29 protein-coding genes and 1 pseudogene are annotated in these 25,517 nt (G+C 44.3%); 15 read left to right on the top strand and 15 right to left on the bottom strand.

Going from position 1 to position 25,517, the window contains the following annotated elements; all coding sequences use genetic code 11:
• Positions 1-22: 22 nt before the first annotated feature.
• The 13 genes and pseudogenes from C234_RS0101420 to C234_RS0101360 all read right to left on the bottom strand — a co-directional run bounded on the left by C234_RS0101420 (position 23) and on the right by C234_RS0101360 (position 7,691).
• Positions 23-283: an agmatine deiminase family protein gene (locus tag C234_RS0101420; protein WP_282705523.1), complete on the bottom strand. Its 261-nt coding sequence runs from the start codon at positions 281-283 to the stop codon at positions 23-25.
• The gene (locus C234_RS16680) at positions 283-2,055 is read right to left on the bottom strand and encodes an alpha/beta hydrolase fold domain-containing protein (protein ID WP_052001842.1); all 1,773 of its coding nucleotides are present in this window, start codon (positions 2,053-2,055) and stop codon (positions 283-285) included. Before C234_RS16680 ends, C234_RS0101420 begins: the two co-directional genes overlap by 1 nt.
• A gap of 13 nt (positions 2,056-2,068) precedes the next feature.
• Positions 2,069-2,185, bottom strand: a pseudogene (locus tag C234_RS17930) (alcohol dehydrogenase); the annotation flags it as partial.
• An 83-nt stretch (positions 2,186-2,268) separates the two neighbouring features.
• The gene (locus C234_RS0101405; protein ID WP_027324295.1) at positions 2,269-2,631 is read right to left on the bottom strand and encodes an HTH domain-containing protein; all 363 of its coding nucleotides are present in this window, start codon (positions 2,629-2,631) and stop codon (positions 2,269-2,271) included.
• A 378-nt stretch (positions 2,632-3,009) separates the two neighbouring features.
• The gene (locus C234_RS0101400) at positions 3,010-3,189 is read right to left on the bottom strand and encodes a transcriptional regulator (RefSeq protein WP_005816310.1); all 180 of its coding nucleotides are present in this window, start codon (positions 3,187-3,189) and stop codon (positions 3,010-3,012) included.
• A gap of 26 nt (positions 3,190-3,215) precedes the next feature.
• Complete coding sequence (locus tag C234_RS0101395; RefSeq protein ID WP_027324294.1) at positions 3,216-3,968, bottom strand: MBL fold metallo-hydrolase; 753 nt, start codon at positions 3,966-3,968, stop codon at positions 3,216-3,218.
• Complete coding sequence (locus C234_RS0101390) at positions 3,968-4,531, bottom strand: flavin reductase family protein (RefSeq protein WP_027324293.1); 564 nt, start codon at positions 4,529-4,531, stop codon at positions 3,968-3,970. Before C234_RS0101390 ends, C234_RS0101395 begins: the two co-directional genes overlap by 1 nt.
• A gap of 66 nt (positions 4,532-4,597) precedes the next feature.
• Positions 4,598-4,975, bottom strand: a complete 378-nt coding sequence (locus tag C234_RS0101385) for a YccF domain-containing protein (protein WP_027324292.1) — start codon at positions 4,973-4,975, stop codon at positions 4,598-4,600.
• Between the two features lie 4 nt (positions 4,976-4,979).
• A complete protein-coding gene (locus C234_RS16675) occupies positions 4,980-5,615 on the bottom strand; it encodes an HAD-IA family hydrolase (protein WP_158330231.1) in 636 nt (211 codons plus the stop codon).
• Positions 5,616-5,631: 16 nt separating this feature from the next.
• Positions 5,632-5,928, bottom strand: a complete 297-nt coding sequence (locus C234_RS0101375) for a nitrous oxide-stimulated promoter family protein (protein ID WP_027324291.1) — start codon at positions 5,926-5,928, stop codon at positions 5,632-5,634.
• Between the two features lie 4 nt (positions 5,929-5,932).
• Positions 5,933-6,232, bottom strand: a complete 300-nt coding sequence (gene trxA, locus C234_RS0101370) for a thioredoxin (protein WP_027324290.1) — start codon at positions 6,230-6,232, stop codon at positions 5,933-5,935.
• Positions 6,233-6,234: 2 nt separating this feature from the next.
• Entirely contained in the window at positions 6,235-7,035 is an 801-nt protein-coding gene (locus C234_RS0101365) for a YqiA/YcfP family alpha/beta fold hydrolase (RefSeq protein WP_027324289.1), read from the bottom strand.
• A gap of 5 nt (positions 7,036-7,040) precedes the next feature.
• Positions 7,041-7,691, bottom strand: a complete 651-nt coding sequence (locus C234_RS0101360) for a recombinase family protein (protein WP_027324288.1) — start codon at positions 7,689-7,691, stop codon at positions 7,041-7,043.
• 402 nt (positions 7,692-8,093) lie between these two features.
• Between C234_RS0101360 and C234_RS0101355 the strand changes: the two genes are divergently transcribed.
• The 15 genes from C234_RS0101355 to C234_RS0101280 all read left to right on the top strand — a co-directional run bounded on the left by C234_RS0101355 (position 8,094) and on the right by C234_RS0101280 (position 22,867).
• A complete protein-coding gene (locus C234_RS0101355) occupies positions 8,094-9,140 on the top strand; it encodes a hypothetical protein (protein WP_094398684.1) in 1,047 nt (348 codons plus the stop codon).
• 12 nt (positions 9,141-9,152) lie between these two features.
• A complete protein-coding gene (locus tag C234_RS0101350; protein WP_027324286.1) occupies positions 9,153-9,608 on the top strand; it encodes a hypothetical protein in 456 nt (151 codons plus the stop codon).
• The gene (locus tag C234_RS0101345; protein WP_027324285.1) at positions 9,608-9,970 is read left to right on the top strand and encodes a hypothetical protein; all 363 of its coding nucleotides are present in this window, start codon (positions 9,608-9,610) and stop codon (positions 9,968-9,970) included. The genes C234_RS0101350 and C234_RS0101345 overlap by 1 nt, the downstream gene beginning before the upstream one ends.
• A complete protein-coding gene (locus C234_RS0101340; protein ID WP_027324284.1) occupies positions 9,960-10,367 on the top strand; it encodes a hypothetical protein in 408 nt (135 codons plus the stop codon). Before C234_RS0101345 ends, C234_RS0101340 begins: the two co-directional genes overlap by 11 nt.
• Positions 10,368-10,392: 25 nt before the next feature.
• The gene (locus C234_RS0101335) at positions 10,393-10,890 is read left to right on the top strand and encodes a hypothetical protein (RefSeq protein ID WP_034536830.1); all 498 of its coding nucleotides are present in this window, start codon (positions 10,393-10,395) and stop codon (positions 10,888-10,890) included.
• A gap of 75 nt (positions 10,891-10,965) precedes the next feature.
• The gene (locus C234_RS16670) at positions 10,966-11,886 is read left to right on the top strand and encodes a hypothetical protein (RefSeq protein ID WP_152532451.1); all 921 of its coding nucleotides are present in this window, start codon (positions 10,966-10,968) and stop codon (positions 11,884-11,886) included.
• A 263-nt stretch (positions 11,887-12,149) separates the two neighbouring features.
• Positions 12,150-13,607, top strand: coding sequence for a MobV family relaxase (gene mobV / locus C234_RS0101325; protein ID WP_027324282.1), 1,458 nt, complete (start codon positions 12,150-12,152; stop codon positions 13,605-13,607).
• 52 nt (positions 13,608-13,659) lie between these two features.
• Entirely contained in the window at positions 13,660-15,009 is a 1,350-nt protein-coding gene (locus C234_RS0101320; RefSeq protein ID WP_027324281.1) for an OmpA family protein, read from the top strand.
• Positions 15,010-15,350: 341 nt separating this feature from the next.
• A complete protein-coding gene (locus C234_RS15650; protein ID WP_081688088.1) occupies positions 15,351-16,088 on the top strand; it encodes an NUDIX hydrolase in 738 nt (245 codons plus the stop codon).
• A 12-nt stretch (positions 16,089-16,100) separates the two neighbouring features.
• Positions 16,101-17,414 (top strand): hypothetical protein, encoded by a 1,314-nt coding sequence (locus C234_RS0101310; protein ID WP_027324279.1) that lies wholly within the window; start codon positions 16,101-16,103, stop codon positions 17,412-17,414.
• A complete protein-coding gene (locus C234_RS17925) occupies positions 17,407-19,029 on the top strand; it encodes an A1S_2505 family phage non-structural protein (RefSeq protein WP_428829114.1) in 1,623 nt (540 codons plus the stop codon). Before C234_RS0101310 ends, C234_RS17925 begins: the two co-directional genes overlap by 8 nt.
• A 240-nt stretch (positions 19,030-19,269) precedes the next feature.
• Positions 19,270-20,232 carry an agmatine deiminase family protein gene (locus C234_RS15640; protein ID WP_158330230.1) on the top strand — a complete coding sequence of 321 codons (963 nt, stop codon included), beginning with the start codon at positions 19,270-19,272 and terminating at the stop codon, positions 20,230-20,232.
• Positions 20,233-20,292: 60 nt separating this feature from the next.
• Positions 20,293-20,841 (top strand): hypothetical protein, encoded by a 549-nt coding sequence (locus tag C234_RS0101290; RefSeq protein WP_027324278.1) that lies wholly within the window; start codon positions 20,293-20,295, stop codon positions 20,839-20,841.
• Positions 20,838-21,458, top strand: coding sequence for a radical SAM protein (locus C234_RS0101285; RefSeq protein ID WP_027324277.1), 621 nt, complete (start codon positions 20,838-20,840; stop codon positions 21,456-21,458). Before C234_RS0101290 ends, C234_RS0101285 begins: the two co-directional genes overlap by 4 nt.
• A gap of 2 nt (positions 21,459-21,460) precedes the next feature.
• Positions 21,461-22,867 carry a serpin family protein gene (locus tag C234_RS0101280; RefSeq protein ID WP_027324276.1) on the top strand — a complete coding sequence of 469 codons (1,407 nt, stop codon included), beginning with the start codon at positions 21,461-21,463 and terminating at the stop codon, positions 22,865-22,867.
• A gap of 61 nt (positions 22,868-22,928) precedes the next feature.
• Here the strand turns inward: C234_RS0101280 and C234_RS0101275 are convergent, their stop codons facing one another.
• Entirely contained in the window at positions 22,929-24,878 is a 1,950-nt protein-coding gene (locus C234_RS0101275) for an ArdC family protein (RefSeq protein ID WP_027324275.1), read from the bottom strand.
• 11 nt (positions 24,879-24,889) lie between these two features.
• Positions 24,890-25,501 carry a hypothetical protein gene (locus tag C234_RS0101270; protein WP_027324274.1) on the bottom strand — a complete coding sequence of 204 codons (612 nt, stop codon included), beginning with the start codon at positions 25,499-25,501 and terminating at the stop codon, positions 24,890-24,892.
• Between the last annotated feature and the right edge of the window lie 16 nt (positions 25,502-25,517).

Genomic DNA, 25,517 nt, shown 5'->3' with positions numbered 1-25,517 from the left:
TATTGTTGGGTTTAATCAGTCCTCATCTTTGAATGTTCCAACTGATACAATGCAAAGCTCCTCCTTCTTTTGCTATTTCCGTCATTTCTAACAGGTGTATATGACAATCAGGAAAGGCATTTTTGACATACTGATACGCTATATTGTCTTCCTCGATATTGAAGGATGGCATAACAATATGCTTTCCAACCTGAAGAAAATTGATATATGCCCAGTTAAGTTCTTTACAAGGAGAAGTAACAATATTGTTGAAACGCATTTCAGTGACAGAGAATTGTTTTATTATTTGTTACAGATAAATCCAATGGCATCTTTGACTGCTCTGTCAAATGCCGTATCCTGCCCGGGAACTGTGATGAAAAGATGTACGGCTCCTTTATATTCTATCCGTTGTATCTTTCCGCACATTCTTTCTGCAAGATTCAATCCTTGATCGCGCAGAATATCCCTTTCTGCAGCTATGAGCAAGGTTCTCGGAAGCATGTTCAACTCTTCATCACTACACAGGCCTACGCTGATGGAGGAACAGCGGTTGTCTGCATTGATGGTGTACGCCCGATTGAAAGCTTCCATGATTTCGGCATCCAAACCAAAGCCTTTACCATATTGCTTCCATGATTCCGAACCATCGTCAAAAGCCTTTGTCACAGGGTAGAACAGAAGCAAGGATTCTATTTTGCCGCGGCATGTTTCTGACAAAGCTGTGGCCAGGGCAAGGTTGCCTCCCGAACTGTCACCGCCAATGGTGATGTGGTTGACATCAATATGCAGCTCTGCAGCATGGTCGATGATGTAATTCACGGCAGAGATACAATCGTCCAGTCCTTCAGGATAAGGGTGCTCTGGAGCCAAACGATAGTCAGGAGCTATAACTCTCATCTTGCCCGATGCAGCCAGGGCATCACAGAACCTTCCACAACTGTTGATGCTGCCAAAAGTCCAGCCACCTCCATGCAGATACAACAAGACTGGAAGGTGTTGGTCTTGACTTCCCTTGGGCTCATAAAGGCGCATGATTGGGGTAATCATCTTTGTTTCCACATGGTCAGAATACTTGGGTGGAGCATTCCGGGCATTGCGGACAGCTGTCAACTCTTTGTTATCTCCATCTATAGCTCTGAGTATAGCCAATGTCTGTTTGTGTTGTAGATCTGGCGGAATGTTGAGAAGGAAATTATCCGCCTGGATGCGCATCAGACATTGTTCTGCAATCTCTGCCACCTCTTTCTCCTCTTTTGACTTTGGGAAGAAGATGGCAATAGACAAGTGAGAACCGTCGGGCAACAGAACGATCCCAACATCGTTTCTATCTTGTCTTCCGTCAGAAGAAGGAAAACCAGAACCTGTCTTGTGAATCAGTTTGCCGTCTTTGGGCAAGGCTGCTTCTATGCGTTGCTTACCAGTATTACAATCTGCCATTGTATCCCAGATAAAGGAGAGATTCTTGTTATCATCCCTATGAAGATAAAACCACTCCAAGAGCCTTGCCATTTCTTTTGGAGTGGCTGAGTTTTCTATGGCTCTATGAGGATTCTTTTTCATCTCCTTCTCCGTCAGTTGCACATGGATGTCTTTGAATCCAAGCGTATGGATATATTTCTCTACTGCATCCGGCTGTCCGCATGATGCAAACAAAAGGTCGCACGCATTATTGTCGCTCTGTTTCAATGACCATTCTATTAACTCTGCAAATGTGAAATAACGCATACCTTCAAATATTGAAAGCATAGGCGACCATGTCTCAGCGTCCAGACTATCCTTGTGTACAAGAACAGAGTCGCTCAGTGTCAGTCCTTTCTTGTGCAAGTAGTCTGCTACGTATAAAGCCTGTGGAAATTTCATGACGCTGTGCATGGCAAAAGCACTATCCTCCTGATGACCGCAATATATATCCCCATTCATAATGCTTGCTCCATATGAAAAACATGAGGATTGACCTTTCGCCTCTGTAGTCTGGATATAAGCCAGGAAAAAGGTAAGAAGCAGAAAGAGTAGGATTTCGACCACTCGATGAGTTCCACCTGTGGGGCTGAATATGATTTCATGTATCTTCATTTGTCTGATTTGGTTATTGAGTTATGGCCACTTTGATAACTCCATCTCGCTTCTGCTCAAAGAGTTCATAGGCTTCAGCTATCCTCTCCAACGGAAAACGGTGGGTGATGAGCGGTGTGGTGTCAATCTTCAAACCTGCCTTTATCTATATATGTATATGCTTTCATTATCTTAAGAATGGGTCAAGCGTTGCCAATAACTCTGATTTCTGCACTACTCACGATTTTTGTTGTCATTTTTGTTTGTTATCACCCATCGGCCATTCTTGCGACCGCCTTCACGAGAGAGTATGCCTTTGGATTGCAGGTCTGCAATATCTTTTTTTATCGTTCTCTGTGTTACAGGTTCTTTTTCCGAAATCTTTTGGGAAATCTTTTGGGAAGTTAAAGTGCAATCACTCTGCACCAATGATAGTATAATCCGCTGTCTATCAGTTATTTCTTCCATAGATTCTTTTGGGAAGTATTTTGGGAAATCATTGTCTTTCTTTCCTTCTTTCTTGCCACCCTCATCCAGTTCCTTGCCAATAGAGACAAGATAAGCCTTCTCGTCAACAAAAGCCTGATGTACGGGCACCGTCGTAAGGAAGTGACCATTCCATAGTCTTCCCCTTCTGCAGTTCGTCGATGTTTATTGGTAATGCCATATATTTCTTCCTGTTCTGTGTCACCTCATACTTGTTCAGTATTCATGTGTATCTGACATTTCGGTGCAAAGGTACGAATTTTTTTTGAAAAACAATGAAATTTCCATAAAAAATCGCATATAACAAGACAAACAAATATCTTGCATGGCTACTATGTGGCGAATGTTTTGTTACTTTATAAAAAAAACGTAGCAAAGGTATACCTTTGCAGTCGGGTAATCATCCTATTGGTGGTACAGAAGTTCAGATAGGAAAGGAAGGTACTGCAGCCTGTTATTCAAGACCGCAGTACCAAGCCATTAAAGTTTTTACTCTGCAGGTGCCCATTTGCAACGAACAGGAGAGACGATTGCGCCCTCTGCCTTCAGCTGCTTCATGGCTGCATCTACCTCTTTGCGGTCGAGACCGCTGAGTTCTGCGATTTTACCTGCGTTGAGAGGCTGACCTGCCTCTTTCATTGTTGCTAATACTTTTTCTTTTGCGTCCATTGTTTTAACGATTTAATGTGTTAATATTATATTGTTATGCTGTCTCCTTCGTGCCCGATGCACCAAAAGGGGACATCCTTTTCTTTGCAGAAAGGCTCCATGCGCCAAGCACTCTCAAACCCACTCATGACAAAGTGCATTGGAACGAACATCCCAACCTTGAGGCGTTCGATAAACTGACGCCCTCCAAGCGTATAACCGTTGCCGATGCGTCCGTCCACAGGGAACATCACAAGGTCAAACGAGTCGGTAATCTTTCGGATGTCTTTAAGTTCACCAAGGAACCATTTTTCCTCTGCCACAGGATTGATGTATTGACCAAACTCTTCACTGAAGACCTCTCCTTCAGGCGTGCCGTCAACAAGAAAGCGTGCGTACCAGTTACACAAGTCACCAGCATGAAAGATGGTTTTACCTTCTGTTTCAACAATCCAGCTCACGCCACTGTCATTGCTGCCTGTAGCTGACACTTTCAGGTTCTCATCTTCCCATACCGCTCCTTTGGTCATCCATACATCGGCATCCTCTTTCTGCGCTCTTCGGCGTTTGAGTATATCCTTTGACAGGATGTATGTGATATTGGGGATGCTATTCTTCCATTTGAAGATTGCTTTCGTGAAGTGGTCCTCATGGAAGTGGCTTGAAAACACGTACACATGTTTACATGTATTCATGTAGCCACTCATGACATCGGCAGGATCCATCCAGTAGTCAAAGACCAGGATGCACCGAGCCGTTTCAAGCAGAAAACCACTATGGAAGATGTATCTGAGTGTCATCATTTCAAAGCCTTGCCATCTGAGAATGCCTTTCCAATGGTCTTGCCAAGTTCGATGTAACCATGATGTATCGGGTCGAACACGATGAGTTCCATCTTCTCCATGTCGGGCTTGCCATCTTCTGCCAGATAGTTCTCATCCACAAGGATGTTGACTATCTCTGCCACGATGTAATAGCCCTCTTCCGACTCGTCAATCTTTTCCTTGATGCGACACTCCAAAGTCATAGGAAAATCTGTAAATACGGGAGCGTTAACCATAGTTGCCTTCTTGATGTTCCATCCTGTTTTCTCCATCTTTTTTGGATCGTTCTTGGCAGAAACAATACCCACGAAATCAGAACCCACCATGGTTTTCTTGGTAGCGAATGCAACGGTAAACTCACCGCCATTTTTTAGGTTGTCTGTGGTAACGTGATTTCCCATCGAGATCATAATCTCTTTCATGTCCCACTGTCCTGCCCAGGCAGCGTTCATTGCATTGGCAACTCCATCCTTATTATATGTGCCTATAATCAGCACAGGCTGTGGTACTACCCACGGCTTTGGTGCAAAACTTTTCATATGCTTCGTTCTTTATTTTGTTATCTATTCATGTGTAAATACGCCATCAGCGCAATCTGTATCACTTTAAATTCCCAACTCCACATCCTTGCCGAATGGTGCGAGCGAAAGCCCGGCCATCTTGAAATGCTGTTTTCCCCAAGGAATGCCGATAATGGTTATACATAAGAGAAAGCCGAAGAACAGATGCATGATGCAAGCCCACAAACCTCCGAAAATCAGCCAGAGTAAATTCAGCGGGATGCGAATGCAACCAGTTGGACTATTCGTTTCTCTTACCGTAGAACCAAAAGGCCATAGGCAGAGCAGACCAATCTTGAATGTCTGTATTGCAAAGGGAATGCCGATGATGGTACATGCAAGAGCCAGACTCCCGGTGAAATAACCGATGGCAGCTTCGAGACCTCCGAAGAGCCACCAAAGTAAGTTTCCTATTATGCGCATAAGATTATTCTTTTGTATTCTTGTTAATTTCTTGCCATTCCTGATGCTCCTCCAGATGATTGGTCTTTACCAGTACACTCTGGAAGCCGAAGTTTCTGCCAGCTTCGGCATTCTCGGCACGGTCATCGAAATAGAGGGTGGTGGCAGGATTCAATCCAGTCTGTTTCGTCATCTCTTCATAGATTTCGACGGATGGCTTCTCCTTCCGCATGGCGTATGAGAGGAATACTTCATCAAACAACTCGTCCGTGGAATATCCATGCTGCTTCATCAGACAGACCGACTTCTGCCAAAGCGTGTCGTTGATGTTGCTGAGCAGATAGACCTTGTACTGCTTCCGAAGTTTGACTAACGCTTCCAGTCTTTCTACGGGCAGATTACCACACAGCTCTTTGAGCACTTTTTCAATATCCTCGGTTGTGGTTCCTTTACGGCAAAGACTCAGCATCTCTTTCAATGTTTCTGATTCCGCTACAAGACCATTAATATATTGGTGCATCAGTCTCTTGATCTTGCGGACATGGATTAGTCGCTTGAACGCCGTTACGCCCAGGCTCTCCATGGATTTCACAACAGAAGCATCATCAATGTTCACGATGACACCTCCATAATCAAAGACGAGTGTTTCTATCTGTTTCATGCTCATTTTCTTATTGTTACAATTCTCTTATGACATGCTTGATGGCAGCTGCCGGGTGATACAAAATCATTCTTGGCCCACCCCAGCGCATCACTTTGCACATTCGTTCTTTCATCTGAGGACGATAGCAGTGGATGGGACACTTTTTGCAAGTTGGTTTGTTCTCGCCAAACTTACAGCGTTCCAGTCTTGCAGTAGCGTACTGTAGCAACTCTTGGCACCCAGGACATAATTCATTATTGCCCTCCTTCTTCCTGCAGTACAAACGTATCATCTGCTCCACAACTCGCTGCTCTTCCTTTATTCTTTTCATCTTTTTATTTTAAGAATGGATCAAGCGTAGCCAGCAGTTCGGCTTTATCTACCACACCGCTTGTGCGCCACAATACTTCTCCGTTTCGGAAGAGCATCAGCGTAGGCACGGATTGAATGCGGTATTGGCTTGCTGTTACGCTGTACTTATCTACATCCACCTTGATGATGCGGATTCTGTCACCCAGCACTGTCTTCACCTGCTCCAAGATGTGGTGCATCATCTTGCATGGCTGGCACCATGTGGCGAAGAAATCGACCAAGACAAGTTGGTCGCCTGATATAACGTCTTTGAATGTTTCCATCTTTATCTGTCTATTTCTGTGAATCGGTTAAATGTCCTTCCGTCTCTTGTTATTTTCTCGAAAAACATCTTCTCGGGACGAACCCAGTATGCTTCCTCACCATATAATGCTTGATATACTACCATGCGTTCCTGAGTCTCGCTGTCATATGCGGAATGGATATACTTGTACATTCCTCCCTTGAAGTGACGGAAAAATCTTTCTTCTTTAACTGAATACTCCATGAGCATCTTCTGTACCAACGGGGCATACCAAGTCCTGACTTCCTGCTCTGTGGGCGTGTGTCCGCCAGGGAAGTGATAGCTGTTGTTATAGTGCTGCAAGAACAACGGCTCAAAATGAGCCAGTGTGTCTTGTTCACCAAAGAGTCCCCACACACGATCCTTGTAATACGGATTACAATAGTCAAACTGTAAGGCTTCGAGCTGCTCAAACTCATTGATGAGTGATTCGTTGATGACTATTGTCTGATTACCGTCCATGCGCGGAGCCTTGTACTCATGTTCGCCAATGCGTTCTCTCAGGAAGTCCGTCATCTTGAAATGAGGATTACCGAGCAAGGCAGGGATGCCCACGACAGGAGAAAGCATCTGTGCAAGGAAAGCCCCGCAACTGTTGCCTATGAGCAGGTCTGGCTTCTCCTTGTCGATAAGCATGCGTATGTATTTCAGTGCTTCCTTGGGATGGAGAGGCAGATCGGGAGTCAGCACGATGGCTTGCCCATCAAAGGCCTCCCTCAGTACTCTCGCCATCGGACAGCTGCCAGTAGCAAAGAAACCATGTAGGAACAGTATCTTTTTCATGCTATTTATTCTTTGTCTTGTGGATTGTCAGATATGCCCTTTCTCTTGATTGGCCCAGAATGATTGCCACGGTTCAGCTTGATGCCATGCTTGTTCAGTATGCGGAACACAGAGCTTCGGCTTCTGAAACCGCTGGCTCTCCATACTTCATCAATGGGATGACCTGCAACATACAGGTTGATGACTGTCTTTTCTCTGTCGAGCTTCTGCATCTTTGCTGACGAGACGGGAGGTAGTGACACTATCATCTTCTCCTGTAAATTGACGACATGCTCCGCAGACTTACGCAGGGCAAGAACCTCTTCCGGCAAAGCACCCATCATTTCCAATACATCGGACGGCCTTGTTTCGGGAAACAGCTCGTTCCTTGAATCAATCTGGTCATGGATGCTTACAATACGGATGACCTTGACTCGGCAAAATTCCAGAAATGTTGCCAGTTCCCGACTGCCACGCAAGGCATTGGAAAACTTGGATATAACAAGTTCGTCGCCCCTTTGCAGGGCAACCATCAGTTGTTTCCAGAGCGGTCTGTTGCGTTCGTTCTCGTCACTTTCTTCAACGATACGGATGCAACCATAGTCGTTCATCCACTTTCGGTCTTCCTCCAGTCTGTCGTACTGGGAGATAGCCATGATGTAGCCAATTTTTGCCATTGTAAAAAGGTATTTATCTGATATTATGATGGTTAGATACAACCTAACCTTACAGCCATCCGTTTGTGGTAGTGAGGTTTGGTAATACGCATCATTCTATTTTGCGTGCAAAGTTACAAATTATATTCAGAATAATAATCATACTGAGGCAATATAATTAACCTTTCTTGATTATTTAACCTTGTTTAATGCTTTCCATGGTTGGTAATTTATCATACTTTATGGAGTATGAATAACAAAATAATTTAAAGTGGCATTATTTTCATTGTGGTATGGAAAAATATCCGTATCTTTGCACTCGAATTTAACACATAAATGCCAATGAAATATAGGACAATACCACACTGTTTCCATTATCAGCGTTGCCTTTGCAACCCTTCTGCTTCAGGTCTCAAAAGCGAAATGAAAGAAAGTAAAGCAAGTGAAAGAAAAAAGACTCATAAGAGTTTAATCTTTCACTTGCTTTTTTTATGTACCTTATTTATTTCCTCTTCGTGTTCTACTGGAACTCAATATGATTTTGAGTCTTCTGAGGACGCTTTGAGGAAATATAATAGCTTCTTTCATTCCATACAGGAACAACAAGTAGTCAATTCTGAACAAATGGCTGCTTACATCAACCAGTGGCAAGAGTTGTCAGATACAGTCCTTCATTACATCGAGAAAGACCCAGCGTTCACAGCTCATGCCGGCTTGTCAATGGTGTTTGCGGAAAACACGGACTCCATCCGCACGGCTCTGCTAAGACTGGCTGATAAATGCACGTTGAGCGATGTGGCATACGTGAAATTACACACATCTAAATATGCTGAAGAGAGTGGACTTGATTCCTTAAAACAGGCTGCTGGTAATTTCTATTCCAGCTTGGATAAGAATCCAATCTATAATAAAGATGTACATGAGATACTTGCAGACTACTCCAAGTACCTTTCTGAGGTGAACAGGATGGGAATCCATTCAAAGAAAGAGTTCCTCAATTACATAGCCAATGAGGACAGACACTTCCGCTCTTTTCTTGCGCATCTTGACAAATGCTCCTCAATGAATATGACTGGCATTACGAACCTGACAACCGACATCTGTACAAATGTATATTCAAATGCCTCCAAGAAGATAATTTCCGCAGAGGAAGCACTGGTTTATATGTCCATGAGAACCAACCGCCGATTGATTCTCAATGCAAAGATCTGCCACGAGGTACTAAAAAGAGGTAAGATAAAAGATGCTCCTCAAGCCAATGCCTATTTGTGGATGATGCTCCAGCCGTACCTGTCGATGGATTCCTTTGGCGTGGCAATGCTTACTCCCGAACAGTCACAAGCCATGACAGATATTGCGAAGGACTTCCAGGCGATTGTTTCAAGGCTTGACAGCAAACATCTTTTAGACAAGGAACTGTCCGATAAATTGCCAACACAGCTCATGCGTTTATACATATCAACTCTCTAATCAACCTCGAAAATGTTACAGGAAGCCATCTACAAATTCAAAACGTCAGGACCAGTAATCCTGCCAGATCTCATAGATAATGTTTTCCTCAGCAAGGTCACTTCCTATGAGGATTACGCCATTCTTCTGTATGACGTTCCCAAGCCTCAGTCTATGGAGAATGTCCTGGAAATGTTGGAAATGAATGCTGATCTTGCCATCCTCTATCATCTGGAACCACCAGTTGATACGGTCTTCGGCCATGAGAGCTGCGCCTACTGCTTCCCCGTCACGGAACGGATGTTCAAGATTAACTGCAAGACACATGTTGACGGACTTGTCCACCAGCTCAATGTCACGATATACAACTCCATTGAGGTGATGTCAGCTGACCTCTTTGAAGACCTACGTCTTCACGAGAAGCGTGGAACCTTCAAGGTGAAACGTGAACATGTTCAAATCATGAACGACTTCAACTGCGGTCTTTGATGGAGAAAAGAACGTTTTATCTCATTGCTGACATCATACATAAAAACAGGACATGGATAAAGGTCATAGACACGGAAAGGCTTATAGAGATGAGAATACCTCAGGATGGTGTGTTGAAAACCCTGTTCTACAAGGCTATCACTCTTCAAAGTTACAGAGAGCATTACTCTTTCATCAAATCACGCACATGGAATATAAGTGAATATGACTTGAACCAAGGAGTGGCAGCCCTGTGCAGGAAAGACCCGTCCGCATCTGTACGTGTCAAGAGGAATGCCCTCACATTGCGTGATGTTGAATACATTATCGAAAAAGCATCTTTTGGAATAATAAAACTTGAACTCGACGATTATGAATACTAAGAAAAAGGTATATGCCTTCTACATTACCATCATAGTGCTAAGTGTGCTTGCAATGATGGTGTTTGACTTGAACCTGATGGCCAAATCCATACTGTGCCTGATTGTGTTCTTCTGTCTGTTGGTCATGCGTAGTATTCGGAATGCTTATCAGTTGCCCGATGATATTGACCCCGATACAATGCAGCCTGTCGGCTCTCTACTAAAAACTGAGAAGGAGGACATCCACGCTCAGACTGACCATGGCTCTAATGTCGATCTGTATCTTCGTCTCCTGATTGAGGCAGATGAAAAGCTGTCAAAAGACCCAGAGATTGACCAGATGTCTCCCAGTTACAACATCCAGTTGAACAGATACATTGCTGCACGACTGGAGTCATTGGAATCTGCCTCAAAATAATCCTCAAATAAAATAATGGTTAAATATGACACTGACTCTTACCATCATTCGTTTCATCTTCCCTTTCCTGCTCTTGGTGGCATTCTTCTGTCTATACAAGAAGGAATACAAGTTCATGAAAACATTCATGTGGAAGATGGTCTCACTCCGTAACAGCAAGCTTTTCTATGTCAGCATGCTTACGTTCCTTCTCATCTTCATCAACTGGTGCTGCTGTATGACAGACCCAAATATAGCTGTGGCTCTCTCCAGTCTCATTACTCTGATTCTTATATCCAGAAAAATTATGGTTAGCGCACTGAGACTTTTGCATGAGAGGAAGCGGCTTTGGTTCTTCACTGTATTTGTGGCAATGGTCTGCTATGCCATTCCGTATATGAACAGTGTCTTTCATCTGTTCTTCACACTCAGTATGGCAGCGGTCTTTTACCCATCTGAAAAAGTGCTTGCGCTTTACAATGATTCAGAACCGCTCAAAAAGCATGACGAACGGTTGGAACAGATATTCAAAAACTACTATTAAATGCCACTTGTTTGTGGCAGAGATTAGACAACACTTGCTCTGGTAAATAACATATCAAATTAAAGAATGACTCAAATGAACCAATCATCAAAACATGTCTCTTCTGAGGGAGAGACTCCACAAAGTGTGGATCGTTCATTGCTGGAGTTTCTCAAACCCAAATCGGAGGAACGTTACAGCAAGCTCGAAGCCTATTGCGACCTGTTGTCCAGAGCATCCGCAGGTGCATACGCCACACCTGAAGCCGAAGGTGCGTTGCAGTTGCTGCCTGGCCAGTTCGTTGCCACCATCTCAGAACTTTCACGCCAATGGAAATGGCAGCGTGCCACTGTACGGCAATTTATCGCAGGGCTGGCAAACCTCGGACATATTTCTGCCAAGCCTTACTCCAAGAGCTTCATCTTTTCGGTCAACCTCTCACAGCGTCTGTCTCTCTTTGTTGAGACACCAGACGATATTCTCGACTTCTGTGCCATGCAGTTTGTGCGCTATCTCAAAGGCAGGACAAGAGCAAAGGAGGTGGCGGAATCTTACAACCGGTATTATGCCTTGAAGTTGGACATGGCGAAGAAAGAAGGGAATGGCGGAATACCTGCACGACACGTGCTTAATGAGCAGACTGTCATATTCGACGGCCTGGCAGTATCGATGCTTCATGTCCTCGATGCACACAAACAATTGCCTGAAGAGTTATCTGACTCGGTCGGGCTCCTGTTCGGTAAAGACCATGTCTGGGACTGGCACAAAGTGATTGCTACACTTGGCATCATGGCTGCTGCATTACGTACCAACAGCAAGCCCAGTTTTATGGCAGAAGTGACATCGGAGTATTCCAAGGGTGAGGTAATCCTCATGGACTGCATCTTTGAGCATTACAGCTCAGGTATGGAATCCACCTATTACGATAACCCTCCATGCCCCTCAATTAGGGGACATAAGCAGCCACCGACCCAGACCCCTTCGGTCTCTTCTCCTGCTGAAAACAATGACCATTGAATCATCCTTTCTAATAACCATCTCGCCAAAGCGTTTCAGACGCTCCGTAGGCACTTCGCTGAATGGAGTTAAGCAACGATAGGCAGCGTGCTTGCACGTGCCACTTTTTTTCAGTCTCGGGAAGCCTAATACCCCGACCTCCTAACGTTGTCGGGAGGGCTGACCAGATAAACAGCAAGCTGGGTCAGAAATGCTCATCTCAGAGACGTTGTTTAGCCGACTGAAAAAAGGCTTTGAAGATGGTATCATAATAACATTTGAATATGAGTAAAGCAGGAAAACAAGTCATGGACATCAAGACCTCCAAGGGGCTTGCACAGTCAAGCAACGAGGAGCTGAGGGCATGGACGGACAAGGGATGGGAGCAGGCTATGCGTGAGGGAAACTACGACAGAAGCCGCGAACATCTCAACTTCGAGATCCAGAGGGGTGGCATCGTGACCCCAATAGACAAGAGCCGTCCGTTAACAAGACTTATGGCAGAAAATCTTGCCTCACGTGGCATCAAAGACCCCAACGAGGGACTGGATGAACCACGCTACCGAACAGTGGTCAACTTCATCTTCGGTGGCTCTACAGAACGTATGCGTGAGTTAGCCTTTGGCAACCAAGAGGTGGATTTCGAGAGTAAGAAGGACAATGAGCATATCCGCAGAATGCCAGAGATAGAGGAATGGGCAAAGGACATCTATCGTTTCGTGGCTGACAAATATGGTGAAGAAAACATCATATCGTTCATTGTCCACTGTGACGAGAAAAACCCTCATGTGCATTGTGCGCTTCTTCCTATTGACGAGGAAAAGAAGTTCGCATTCAAGAAAATCTTCCATGGTCAGAACCGTGTTGATTTCAAGAACTACATGCTTGCGCTGCATGATGAGCTGGCTAAGGTGAACGAGAAATGGGGTCTTACAAGAGGGGTGTCGATAACAGAGACTGGTGCCAGACACCGCTCGACGGAAGAGTACCGGCGATGGCTCGCCAACGAATGTGTGACACTCGAAGCTCAGATGGATAACACCCGAAGGGCTCTGAAAGACCTCAATGTCGAATTGGCTATTGCCCAGAAGAAACAGAAGTCGTTCACCTCAATGATAGAGAATCTGAAGGCAGAGAAGGAAAGGCTGGAGGATGAGCTCCGACCGTTACGTGAACTGCAAGCCAACAGCGATAGCATCAGTGCGGGGATTGCCCGTAAGATTCAGCACCTGGAGCAGCAGAAGGCTTTGGTTGAGACGAAACTGGCAGACAAAGAGAAGAAGCTCGATGAGACTAACCAGTTGCTTGACACTCTCCGCAAGGATAAAGCGGAGATAGAGCAGCAGGCAAGTGAACTGGAAGAGAAAGCCAACAGGTCTGAACTTTCATGGGCTCACAATATGAGCTATCATCTGAATGGTGTCATCCTTGATACGATGGCACAGGAGTTCACTTCGCGTTTCCCCAAACTGCCAGATGATGTCAAACTCGACTTCGACGGTACATTGCTCATGCAGCTGGCAGAGGAAGGGAACCATGTCGTAAAGGTTGCGCTCAATCTGGTATGTGGCTTCATCGATGATGCTACAACCATCGCTCAGACTCATGGTGGCGGTGGAGGTGGTCCCAGTTCCGGCTGGGGACAACGTCCCGATGAAGATGACCGTGAGTGGGCACGCCGATGCCTGGCCATGGCTCGTAAGATGTGCAAGCCTTCTGTCAGCAGAAAAAAGAAAATGTGACATCAGCTCGTTTGTTTACACCTCGTATTAACAATTAAATCCATAACACAAAATGAGAAAGAAAATTCTTATCATGTCTATGTCCTGCCTTGCAGCAATGACGATAAAGGCAGAACCTGTCCACCAGTATGAGGACAGTATCATTCATCAGAAAACGTTCAGTCAGGAGCCTATGCTCTTGTCTGGCAATCCTACATATCTCAAGAATGTAAGCGAAGCAGCCAACTGGGGTAGAAATTGGTTCATTGAAGTAAAGGGCGGGGCTTCTGCTTTTCTTGGGTCGCCCATCGGTTGTGGGGATGTGTTCGACAGAGTGAAGCCTGCATTGCAGGTGGGACTCGGCAAGTGGTTCACACCCGCAATCGGTGGACGTATAGGATTCCAAGGACTGTCATTCAAGAATGCTGAGTTCAAAAGCATGAAATACCAGTTCATTCACGCTGACTTCATGTATAACCTGACATCCGGCATACGCTGTAACGAGAGTGGAATACCTCTTTGGGATGTGATACCATATCTTGGAGTTGGTATGATACACAACTCTGACTGGTCGGGCTCATGTACTTGCTCAGGAGGTTCAAGTGGCAGCCATCCGTTCGCCTTTTCATATGGTATCGAGGCACGATACCGCCTCAATGACCGTCTTCATCTCGTTGCCGGGATAAGCGGAATGACAACAGCCAAGAACTTTGATGACATCGGCACCTCAACAAAATTCGGGGACCACATGCTTACCGTCTCAGCAGGCTTGTCCTTTACCATCGGCAAGACAGGATGGAAGCGTGTCATTGACGCTGCTCCCTATATTGAGGAAAATGTATATCTGAGAGACTACATCGACCAGATGAAAATGGAGAATGCCCGTCTTCAAAAACGACTGGCTGGAGAAGACGATGTCAAAACCATCTATCCGAAAAACAGCTACAGCGGTCTCAACTCTCTCCGTGCCCGTCTCAACATGTCAGACTCTTCAAACTTACAGGACAGCAACATGGACTCTGAGGATTGGAAAGCGGACGGCAATGGCAAGAATGCGGGATTGACAGATGAAGATGGTCACACTAACCAGATAAGAATAGGTCTGGGAACACCTGTGTATTTCTTCTTTCAAATCAACTCGGACAAACTCGTTGACGATTCTCAAATGGTCAATCTCGATGAGATTGCGCGTATCGCAAAGGATGAGAATCTGAAAGTGTCAATATCAGGTGCAGCAGACAGTGCTACAGGTACTCAGTCAGGAAACCAGGAACTCGGCCAACGACGTGCCAACTATATTGCCAAGTCTCTCGTGGAACGTGGTATAAAAGACTCCCAGATACAGATTAAGAATTATGGTGGTATAGACAAGTACGACGCGAATGAAGCCAACCGATTCACTATCGTGGTTCTGTCCAAGTAGCCTATGCTTGAAGCAGGCGTAGCAATAGCGTGTTAATGAATACATGAATACATGTACACAAATATACATGTGTACATAGTCATAGACAATGCCTGTTCCATAGATATTGAACGCACTAAAAACTTTTTTCATAATAACTGGGTGCTTGCTCGTGACGAGTAGGCACCTTTGCTTTTATGGTGACAACATTACAGAAGATAACGGATAATTCTTCGCCATTTATGCTCAAAAAACTCGGAATAATCAAAATTTTCGCTTATTGCGTCATTTTTACGCCAAAATATTTGGTTGCGTCAAAATAACGCAGTATCTTTGCACCAGTAATTGAAAAACCATGTAGTATGTACACATATAAATATCCTCATCCTGCTGTCACTACAGACAGTGTAATATTTGGCTTTGATGGGTCAAGCATAAATATTCTCCTCATAGAGCGAGGTCTGGAACCATATAAAGGTAGCTGGGCTTTGCCAGGAGGTTTCCTCCGCATGGACGAAACGGTAGAGGAGGGAGCCAAACGAGAACTTTGCGAAGAGACAAATATAAAAGATGTCTATCTGGAGCAGTTCCATGTATTCAGCGGTGTCAATCGTGACCCTCGTGAAAGGGTGCTGACGGTTGCATTCTTTGCCTTAGTGAGCAAAAATGACTTCAAGGTGTTGGCTGGTGACGATGCAAACAAGGCGCAATGGCATGAGTGGAATCACCTCCCACCTTTAGCCTTTGATCATGCTGAGATTATCAGTATGGCGAGAAAGAAACTACAGGAGAAACTGAGAGTGTCGCCCATCGCCTTCAAACTATTAGACAATGAGTTTAAGATGGACGAACTGCAGCGTATCTACGAACTGATACATGAGAAGAAGTACGATCGACGTAACTTCATGCGTAAGATGGAGGCTTCTGGCTTTCTATCAAAAAAAGAACAGGAAGATAATCGCGTATGCAATACTATGCTTCCTGATGACATGGATGAAGTTGCTTCCCAACGTACCCTCTATGTGTATTCTTTTGACGAAGAGGCCTTTGATAAGGCGAGTGCATCCAAGGAATGGAGAAAATATCCTTTTGACTTTTAATAATATCTGGTTATGAAATCAATTACAGTTATCCGAACTTCGGATTTGAGTTTACCTCATTCGGTACGCTCTTACATAGACGGCTGTGCGCATGAATACTCCGAGACTGATCCTTGGACAAAAATTGCACAATTAGCTTATCGGCTAAAGCGTGGAGCAAATCTATTGCCTGATTTTTTGGAAGACATAGAGCGACACATGGAACACCCTGCTTATCAGAGCTATGAGAATACGGCAAAGCAGAGTATAGCTTCCTATATCGAACTACTGCGCATTGACGAAAACTACATCTTTACGATAGAGTTAGCAGAAAGCAATAGCTTCAAGAAATTATTTCAGTTACTGACAGAAGAGATACTCTATCGCTATTGGGAGGAGAATGTCAATGATGATAAGGTAGTGTGTCATTTCGATGATGTGCATTATAGCTACAATGAGATAGCCTCACGCTATGCCAATTCGCCAACATTAAAACGTGACTTTATCAAGTATATCTCAACCTCTCAGGAAACACTCCGTAACATTGAAGTAGAGAAGTACAACCTGGACTTGAAAAACGGATGGGCAATGCTTGCCGAGGATCTTTACGGGTATACTCTATGGTCTGACAAGGAAGAGGATGAACGCATATATCCAGGCGATGACTCATTCATTCACGATTTCAACAATAAGGTTGAATCAAAGTATAAGTATGTTGTGGGTGTACCTCCCATGCCTTTCTCAGGTAACCTTCTCGATGCCAAGGTTGTCATTCTGACGTTGAATCCTGGATATGTGGAGAAGGTCAACAAAACTCAGTGTATGGCAATGATACCAGCCCAAAAAGAGCAGTTGCTGAGCTTAATGAGAAACGCATTGACCTTTCAGGGAGAAGGCATTTATGACGGATATGAATGTTCGAGAGTTCAAGGTGATTATTACTGGCAAAAGGCTTTTGAGCAACTTGCAATGGAGGCATACGGAAGTCCTTCATCAGAGATATATCATCCTATCTACCATGACATTGCGTTCTTTCAGCTCATCGGCTATCACTCCGAGAAGTTCAGGTACTCAGCAGGTATAAAGCATTTGCCTTCGACGATATTCACCAACCTGTTGGCAAAGTATCTTGCTACGAAAACAGACAAGACTTTTCTCATTCTACGCTCTGAGTCCCTCTGGAAGGAAACCTTTGGTGAAGAAGTGTGGAATAAACTGGAAGAAGAAGGTCGCTTGATTACCAAGGGGCATAAAGGGATGTCTCAGAAGATAACACGAGGGAACCTCAAAAAAGACAATGGATTCGACAAACTTGTCAATATATTAAAGCCTAACAAACATGAATAAAAACAGAACAGAGGATCCCAATATTGCCTCAGAGAGAATAGATGTCCTTGAAAAGGGTGAGATTTTCGTCTTTGGCAGCAACCTCGCCGGTCATCACATGGGCGGTTCAGCAAAAGCTGCTCACAAGAAATTCGGTGCCGAGTGGGGAGTAGGTGTAGGACTCACTGGTAGGTCATACGCCATACCGACTATGCAGGGAGGTGTTGAAACCATCAGGCCATACGTTGATCAGTTTATAAATTTTGCTGAGAGAAATTCAGACATGAAGTTTCTCGTTACACGTATCGGATGCGGTATCGCAGGTTTCAAGGACGAGGAGATAGCCCCTCTTTTCAGAAAGGCGGTTCCCGTAGGCAACATATACCTGCCTCAGAAGTTCTATGACATCCTTTTGGAGCCTTACTTGAAGCATTGCTTCTATTATGGCAAAAATGTTCCAGAGGATTATGGGGCGCACGTAGGACACATGTATGAGAAAAATTGGGTTTATTTTCATTTTGGCAATGAGAATGGTCTTTACAGTGAAACGGTATGTTACATTCAGCATGGTCTTGGGGATTTCCATGCTAACGATGGAGTTCCTATCTCAATGAAGGCGATTCTTTTCAACCGTTTCTGTCATTGGGGATATGGAGAAACTCCAGATACCTTCCGACGATGGTATGAAAGCATCGACTATACCAATACACGGATAAAGGTTAATGAACCACGCAATGTATCAATGAACTGCTATAATCCGCTGCTGATAAGCGCAGTTCTTGGGGATATAGCAGGTAGCATCTATGAGTTCAGTCCAAACAAGAGCACTGACATCGTTCTTCAGGACAGCAGAATGGACTATACGGATGATACCATCATGACCGTAGCGGTAGCAGATTGGATTCTGAACGACAAAAAACTGACGAAGAAAGGGCTGGTTGCACGTATGCAGGCTTGGGGACGCAAATACCCACATCCCATGGGAGCCTACGGTAATATGTTTTCAGAGTGGTTGCACTCTGACAATCCGAAGCCCTATAAATCCTGGGGCAATGGAGCTGCTATGCGAGTTGCTGCTGTTGGCTTTGCCTTCTCTACATTGGAAGAGACCTTGAAGGTCGCGAAGAAGTCCGCAGAGGTTACCCACAACCATCCGGAAGGAATAAAAGGTGCTCAGGCAACTGCGGCGGCAATCTTCCTGGCACGCACAGGACACACCAAGGAAGAAATACGTCGATACATAGCAGAGACATTCGATTATGACTTGAATAGAACCTGTGATGATATTCGTCCTACATACAGTTTTGACGGTAGCTGTCAAGGTACAGTGCCAGAGTCTATCATTGCTTTCCTCGATAGCAAAGACTATGAAGATGCCTTGCGACTCTGTATCTCTCTTGGAGGTGACGCTGATACGATGGGGGCGATTACGGGTGCCATAGCAGGAGCCTACTACCACCAGATACCTGCTTCTTTATATGAATTTGGCATAAACAAACTGCCCGAGGACATGAAAGATATAATAAATAAGTTCGACAGGGAGCATGGTAGAATCGTGTCATATAAATGGTACAATCCAGAGTTTCCCAAAGAAGATTTGGTCAGAAAGGTCAGGTCTGGTGAAATTTTTATTTGAGGCAAACTTTGATTTAAACAGATGACTCTTGAATCTCTCAACCATCTGACTCCCAATGTTCTAAAACGTAACAATAAAATACAATAAAAACATAATATAATATATTGATAATCAGTAAATAAATGCTCAAAAAAGCTTAACCCGATTTAACGAAAATTCTTGTTTTTGAGAGGCAAAATGATGTACCTTTGTACCGTGATTAGTCGACAAATCATCATGTTTCATTCAAAAATCGACAATATGATAATTACAGAAAAAGAAAAGAGTTTGGCGGTTTTCTCAAGTCTGCTCTTCAGGCACTACCCAGAGTTAAAAGAACAATTGCATGGCGTAATGAGGTCATATCACAAAGCTGTGGGAATGGTCTGTCATACAAAAGACTATTGGGTCAGAGATTTCATGCCTGCACAGGCGGATGAAGATGTGTTCGTGAGGTTCATCTTCAATCCGGATTATCTGCAAGACAAAAAGAAATACATTACTGACGTTGATAAGGTTATCAAGAACAGCCCTTTTGCACAGAAATACAAAATTGTAAACATACCTATCATTCTTGATGGAGGCAACTTGGTGTTCTGCAAAGGAAATAAGGATCACGAGGAGACTGCATTCGTCGTTATGACCGAAAAGGTGTTAGCTGAGAATCCACAACTCTGTAAAAAGCAGATAGAAAAGCTTTTCAAAGACGCATTTCTTGAACCCAATCTGATTATTGTATGGCTCCCTTGGGACAAGGAAGACACTTTCGGACATACAGATGGTATCGTTAGATACGTTGGCTACAATACGTTGGGACGACCCAAAGTCTTGGTTAACCTTGAATTGTATGACGAGAAAATTGCAGAACAGATGTACGATGCTCTCAGTGAACATTTTGATGTTATCGAACTGGAGCTTAGTGAATATGACGATTTGAGCTGGGCTTATATCAACTGCCTACAGACGCAAGACTTCATCATAATCCCTGGCATAGGCAATACCATCACGGACGCAGAAGCCTTGAAGCAATACAAGGAGTTATTCCCTGAATACAAAGGCCATATCTATCAGGTGCAGATGCGTGAGTTCATTGAGGAACATGGAGGTGCATTGAATTGTCTGACATGGACGATCAAGGAAAACTATCAGAAGAATCTTTGCAAGGGTGTACAAATACCATTAGCCGGTCTTGAAGACAACAAGGATTGTCCTCATTATCAGTAAGAGAAAGATGACATACTCAGAGAAAACTTTTAGAAAAAAAATAAAATACATATTACAGCAATGAAAGAATTAATGAAAAGACTCATTGAAGTCAACAAGTCATTGAATGAATCTGAACTTGATGCCTTGTTCCCAAATTTGGCAAAGTTCTTTATGGGTAACTATTGCATCAAAAGTAAGGGCAACAAGTATTTCATAAACGAGATTGAGTTTTACTTCTATGGTGCTAATTATGATGATCTTAGAATAAACAAAAAATCGACCGTTACCTACCCAAGAAATGCTAATGCTGGTTGTTGGTACATACATGATTATGGCGTTGACTTGACTTTTGAAAGTAATGAGAAACAGAAATTTGGTGGTGGCATCCTCATAAGAACAGTTGAAGACAATTATGGCAATGTCTTTGACGGTCCTGTGAAATGCGTCAATGAAATGTGGGAAGAAACAGTTTGCGCATTTAAGGAAACTGCCCCAAACCCTGTAGTTATTCCGGAGAAACGAATAATAGAACTTGACGAACCTACACTTCGCATAGCTGTTGGTAAAGATGACTCTCACAAAAAACTTTGGCGTTTCACAGTAAAAGGAAAGAAAGTAAGCAAGTGAAATCATCTGTTCTCATAGGACTTAGCAGGCATCGAATCGGCGTGGATGGCGAAGGTGTGACAACACTTGTGGCATTCCACGGATGCCCTTTACGATGTCAGTATTGCCTGAATCCTAAGGCTCTATCTCCAAATGGGGTATGGAAGAGATATACTCCCGAAGAACTGTACAATCATGTGAAGCAGGATGATCTCTATTTCCGTGCAACTGGAGGCGGAGTGACATTCGGTGGTGGTGAGCCATTGATTTCATGCAAAGAGATACTGCACTTTCATAAGATATGCAGGGATAAAGGGCATGATTGGAAAATTACCATCGAGACCTCGCTTAACGTTCCAAAAGTATTTGTGGAAGTATTAGAAGGAATTGTTGAACAATGGATAGTGGACATCAAAGACATGAATCCCGAAATCTATAGAGCATATACTGGGAAGGATAACGGACAGGTCATCATCAATCTCCGTCACCTTCTTGGAAGCAAGGCGAAGATAACAGTCAGAGTACCGTTGATACCATCGTTCAATACCGAGGCTGATGTAGAGCATAGCATTGCCATCCTTCAAAAGATGGGAGTTCGAGACATTGATAGATTTACCTACATAATAAGAAATCATTAGACATGGAAACAGGAAAAAGAATTTGTCAAGCACTGAAGAATCTTCGCAAGCGCATAGCAGATGCAAACGAGATTCCTTTTGAAATAGAAGAGTGTACCCACAAGGGCGATTGCCCCGGTACTTGTCCCAAATGCGAGTCTGAGCTGCGTTACCTGATGGAATCCATTAACCAACGGGAACAGGAAGGAAAACCTGTTGTTGTAGATGGTTTGATGAGTGAAGCGGAATTGCATCAAGCTTTTGACATCAAACCAATTTGTCCGGAAAGTCCCCAAGAACCAGAAGATTTTGTCTTACAGGGTATGCCTGCACCTCCAGAGCATATCTTGATGGGTGACATTGCAGCTCCGTCAAACTCAGATTTTGCAGCAATCATTGCAAGAGAACTATTGGCAAAGACGGATGGTAACATCGTCTTCTCGCCCGTTGGCTTATGCCGTATGCTTGAAATGCTTCAGGAAGGTATGGATTATGATAGCTCTATCTATGAAAAGGTTAATCAACTTATCCTTGGGTTTAATAGCAACCTGGAACCCAGCTATGATGAGAACTTCAAACTGGAGCACGCATCAAGTATCTGGTATAACAAGTCGATGGGCGCCATTCATGAGGATTATATTGACGAACTTGAAAATAGTTATGATGCAGAGGCTCATCATGCCAACTTTGCTCAGAAGGAGCAGGTGAAACAGAACATAGACAAATGGGTATCTGACAACACCCACCAGATGATAAAGTCTCTCGACACAGAAATCAGTCAGGATGCCTTGATGCTTGTACTCGATGCCATCTACATGAATGGGAAATGGGAATCTCCGTTCGACTCTGACTATACTGAAACGGACACCTTCTATAATGAAGATGGTTCAGAGACAGACGTTGAGATGATGTATCAGAACATGGAAGAGGCAGCATACGCTGAGACAGAAAAATATCAGGTCATTCGTCTGCCTTATCGGGATCATGCACATAGCATGGTCTTGGTGCTGCCTAAAGAGGGAATAAGCATTGAGCGCGTGATGGAAACGGCTGATTGGGTGGATGATGAGACCGACATTTGTGAAGTGGATTTTTACATGCCACGCTTCCAATTCGACAATACACTATCATTAGAAGTTGTTCTACGCGAGTTGGGACTTGGTGACATGTTTGACAAGGATGATTGCTTCCCAAAGATAACAGACCAACCTGCGCATATCAGTCAGATAAAGCAGCAGTGCGTCATCAATGTGGAGGAAGAAGGTACTGAAGCTGCCGCTCTGACCATAGCAGAATGCGAGGTGGGTTGTCCACCGCCAGACGAAATGCCTGAACCAGTGACCATGAAACTTGACAGACCATTTGCGTTTGCAATAACAGGCGAATATGATGAATTGCTCTTTATGGGTATCGTAAGGAACATGGAATAACACAATCAGCCGCAAGACAACACATCTTGCGGCTGATAATTGTTCGTTGACATGTAAAACTTTACCGATGAAAGGCTGATTTAGCTACATGCTCTTCTTGCTGATATTCCTTCATGTCCTGGAGTTGTTCATGGACTCCCTGAATGTTCATTTCCATGGATTGGTCGTGGTCGTAGGGAAATGAATGCTTAACAGATAATCCGATATTTGTTACGGTTCCAACATCTATGCTATCCTTCTCCTTGTTGTACTGAAGATAGAGGAGAGAATCATTAGGCATGTGTAAGATGGGGAGCTTACGTGTAGCCATTGCAGTAAATGCCTCATGGGTCATTTCCCGTGCAACCTCCTTCACATCCTCACTGGCACGACCGATGCCATAGCGTGTTATATGATTGCGGACATCCTGCTCTGAATACTTGGCAAATACTTCATAAGTACCTCCCACGCTACCATTATACACCACGGCGAAGTCCTTGTCCTCAATCAGCAGGTCATCGCCCCTGTTTTGACATGGTTTCTTATAGGTCTGCTCTTCATCCATGCCGTTTCCGTCATAGTAATTCTTGGCAAGTCTCAGCAGTCCATCATAGTCACCGCGCTCTTTCAGCTTGTCCAATTCCGAGGTGTCATCGGTCGATTGCAGGTAGGCAACGGACGCATAATAGACTTTCTCTTTCGTTTCGGAAGGTTCCGTCTGACTTTTGTATTGAGCAAAAGCCTCCTGAAAGTTTCGGTCAAGGTCTTTGGTGTGGTCATAGGGAAGGGTGAACTTTACCTCCAGTCCTTTATCCGTTGGGACAGCGACTTTCACAGAGTCCTCCTTCTCGTGATGCTGGATGTACACCGCGGAACCATTATAGGCTAAGACAGCATGGTCTCCGTCCTCTACAGACAGATAGCTTTTTCCATTTCCGTTATCCTGCCTGACGGATTCTTCCTTCTCAATCTCCAACGCCATCTTGTCAATGTGTTGTGTGAGCATCGAACTGGCTTTTTTCACGTCCATCAACGTGGTCTTTATGAACTGAGGAGACTCTTTCAGTGAGTCAAGCCAGGATTTCAGATAGGCAGCGGAATCACCCTTCAGATGCTTGGTCATACCGTATCGCTGTGCTGTCAATGCAGCAGTCAGTTCAGCCACCAGTTCCTCCCGGGCATACTCTTCAGAACCGAAAGATGTAGGTTTGATACGGTTCAACTGCCCCTCTGCTCCCGTGGAATGGGTCATTTCATGAAAGAGATTGGAGTAGAATGATTCCCCATCCTTGAACTGCTTCTTCTCTGGCACAACAATCTCATTCTTGCTGATGGAATAAAATGCCGAGTCGCCATAGATGGGCTTTATGGGACAAATCCACCCGTTCTCTTTAATCATCTTGTCCACAGGTTGGAATGAGAAGTCTTCGCCCATTTCCATCGGTTTTGACTGCCTACATGATTCCTCGAGTTTCTTGTACAGCTCGGGACGTGCTTCCTGAAGATTGGTCTGCGAAACATTGAAGACATTGTAAACCTGCAATTTTGGATATACATTATACTTCTGTCTCTGTTCCTCTGACATCAGTCTGTAGTCATCATACTTCACCCTCTCCTTGGTCTCTTTGTCCACAACAGTGAATGTCGTGATAAAGACAGGGAAACTCTTCTCGCCTTTCAAAATGCTTACCTGTGGCAAAGCTTCACCACCACTGCCTTTCGCCTGCTGTCTCTTGCCTTGCTTGTCCTTGGTGAAGTTGAGCCCGGCGACACGGTCAAAAGTACAGAAAATCGGGAGCTTGTACCCATTCTTCTCGCAGTGCATCATAAGCATCAAGGCGTTCATGCCGTTGTATTCACGTCCAGAAAGGTTCTTTGGCCATGACAGCGAGCCCTCGGTGAACCAGGGCTTCTTCCAACCATCTTTGCTGCTCAGCGACTTGATGCGCTCAATCATCATGTCTGCAAAGAGATCGAGAGCCCTGTCTTCACTGGTCTTTCCATCTGTATTGTATTTCTTTTGTTCTGTCATATCAGTTTCGTTTAGTTAGACTGATTGGTAGATTTCTCCCACTGCGTGAGTTCTGTCACACGGCAAGTTAGGTCTATGCGGTCATTGAAGACTCCTATTTGCAGGTCTCCCTTGGCATTGATGCCAGCTTTTGCCTGTACCCATTCTTCTTTTGCTGAACCGAACTGCATGAAACGCACCCATGTGTAAGCGTAAGCATCACCGTCTTTCTCACTGCTGTAAGCTGAGAACAGAGTATAGGGATTGCCCTTCTTGTCCGTCTTCACATCAACCTGTTTCCCGATGGTACCACGGAACTCCATGCTGCCAGTGATAGCGTCCTGACTACTGGCGTTGAAGTTGTTCACACCTGTAGCGGAGAGGTTGTAATAGACGATGTCCCCTTTCTTGTGAAACTGGAGTACACCAGCCACCTCGATGCGTGAACCAACAGGATAATTGACGGCTTCGCCTTGATTGTCCGTGTCTTTGGCAACACTGATTTCAATCGTCTTGTTGATACCTGATTTGGCAGGGATAACAACTTTCACTCCGAACGAGATGAATTGTTTCCCTTCTTTGTTGGCACGAATCTGCGCCTGGCGTGATACGGTGCCACATACTGTTACGTTACATTTGATCATAATAGAATTGTTTTGT

It is taken from the genome of Bacteroides pyogenes DSM 20611 = JCM 6294 (genome assembly GCF_000428105.1).
GTDB lineage: Bacteria > Bacteroidota > Bacteroidia > Bacteroidales > Bacteroidaceae > Bacteroides > Bacteroides pyogenes.
Note: the sequence above shows the minus strand (reverse complement) of the source record. Positions and strands in the feature narration are given on the sequence as shown.

Excerpts from the sequence above, each read along its gene's own strand:
- C234_RS16675 (WP_158330231.1), bottom strand. The coding sequence starts at position 5,615 with ATGAAACAGATAGAAACACTCGTCTTTGATTATGGAGGTGTCATCGTG.
- C234_RS16670 (WP_152532451.1), top strand. The coding sequence starts at position 10,966 with ATGAACCAATCATCAAAACATGTCTCTTCTGAGGGAGAGACTCCACAA.
- C234_RS0101365 (WP_027324289.1), bottom strand. The coding sequence starts at position 7,035 with ATGAAAAAGATACTGTTCCTACATGGTTTCTTTGCTACTGGCAGCTGT.
- C234_RS0101360 (WP_027324288.1), bottom strand. The coding sequence starts at position 7,691 with ATGGCAAAAATTGGCTACATCATGGCTATCTCCCAGTACGACAGACTG.
- C234_RS0101280 (WP_027324276.1), top strand. The coding sequence starts at position 21,461 with ATGGAAACAGGAAAAAGAATTTGTCAAGCACTGAAGAATCTTCGCAAG.
- C234_RS0101345 (WP_027324285.1), top strand. The coding sequence starts at position 9,608 with ATGGAGAAAAGAACGTTTTATCTCATTGCTGACATCATACATAAAAAC.
- trxA (WP_027324290.1), bottom strand. The coding sequence starts at position 6,232 with ATGGAAACATTCAAAGACGTTATATCAGGCGACCAACTTGTCTTGGTC.
- C234_RS16680 (WP_052001842.1), bottom strand. The coding sequence starts at position 2,055 with ATGAAGATACATGAAATCATATTCAGCCCCACAGGTGGAACTCATCGA.
- C234_RS0101290 (WP_027324278.1), top strand. The coding sequence starts at position 20,293 with ATGAAAGAATTAATGAAAAGACTCATTGAAGTCAACAAGTCATTGAAT.
- C234_RS0101375 (WP_027324291.1), bottom strand. The coding sequence starts at position 5,928 with ATGAAAAGAATAAAGGAAGAGCAGCGAGTTGTGGAGCAGATGATACGT.
- C234_RS17925 (WP_428829114.1), top strand. The coding sequence starts at position 17,407 with ATGAATAAAAACAGAACAGAGGATCCCAATATTGCCTCAGAGAGAATA.
- C234_RS0101335 (WP_034536830.1), top strand. The coding sequence starts at position 10,393 with ATGACACTGACTCTTACCATCATTCGTTTCATCTTCCCTTTCCTGCTC.
- C234_RS0101340 (WP_027324284.1), top strand. The coding sequence starts at position 9,960 with ATGAATACTAAGAAAAAGGTATATGCCTTCTACATTACCATCATAGTG.
- C234_RS0101385 (WP_027324292.1), bottom strand. The coding sequence starts at position 4,975 with ATGCGCATAATAGGAAACTTACTTTGGTGGCTCTTCGGAGGTCTCGAA.
- C234_RS0101390 (WP_027324293.1), bottom strand. The coding sequence starts at position 4,531 with ATGAAAAGTTTTGCACCAAAGCCGTGGGTAGTACCACAGCCTGTGCTG.
- C234_RS0101350 (WP_027324286.1), top strand. The coding sequence starts at position 9,153 with ATGTTACAGGAAGCCATCTACAAATTCAAAACGTCAGGACCAGTAATC.
- mobV (WP_027324282.1), top strand. The coding sequence starts at position 12,150 with ATGAGTAAAGCAGGAAAACAAGTCATGGACATCAAGACCTCCAAGGGG.
- C234_RS0101320 (WP_027324281.1), top strand. The coding sequence starts at position 13,660 with ATGAGAAAGAAAATTCTTATCATGTCTATGTCCTGCCTTGCAGCAATG.
- C234_RS0101355 (WP_094398684.1), top strand. The coding sequence starts at position 8,094 with ATGAAAGAAAGTAAAGCAAGTGAAAGAAAAAAGACTCATAAGAGTTTA.
- C234_RS15650 (WP_081688088.1), top strand. The coding sequence starts at position 15,351 with ATGTACACATATAAATATCCTCATCCTGCTGTCACTACAGACAGTGTA.
- C234_RS0101310 (WP_027324279.1), top strand. The coding sequence starts at position 16,101 with ATGAAATCAATTACAGTTATCCGAACTTCGGATTTGAGTTTACCTCAT.
- C234_RS0101270 (WP_027324274.1), bottom strand. The coding sequence starts at position 25,501 with ATGATCAAATGTAACGTAACAGTATGTGGCACCGTATCACGCCAGGCG.
- C234_RS0101395 (WP_027324294.1), bottom strand. The coding sequence starts at position 3,968 with ATGACACTCAGATACATCTTCCATAGTGGTTTTCTGCTTGAAACGGCT.
- C234_RS0101400 (WP_005816310.1), bottom strand. The coding sequence starts at position 3,189 with ATGGACGCAAAAGAAAAAGTATTAGCAACAATGAAAGAGGCAGGTCAG.
- C234_RS0101275 (WP_027324275.1), bottom strand. The coding sequence starts at position 24,878 with ATGACAGAACAAAAGAAATACAATACAGATGGAAAGACCAGTGAAGAC.
- C234_RS15640 (WP_158330230.1), top strand. The coding sequence starts at position 19,270 with ATGATAATTACAGAAAAAGAAAAGAGTTTGGCGGTTTTCTCAAGTCTG.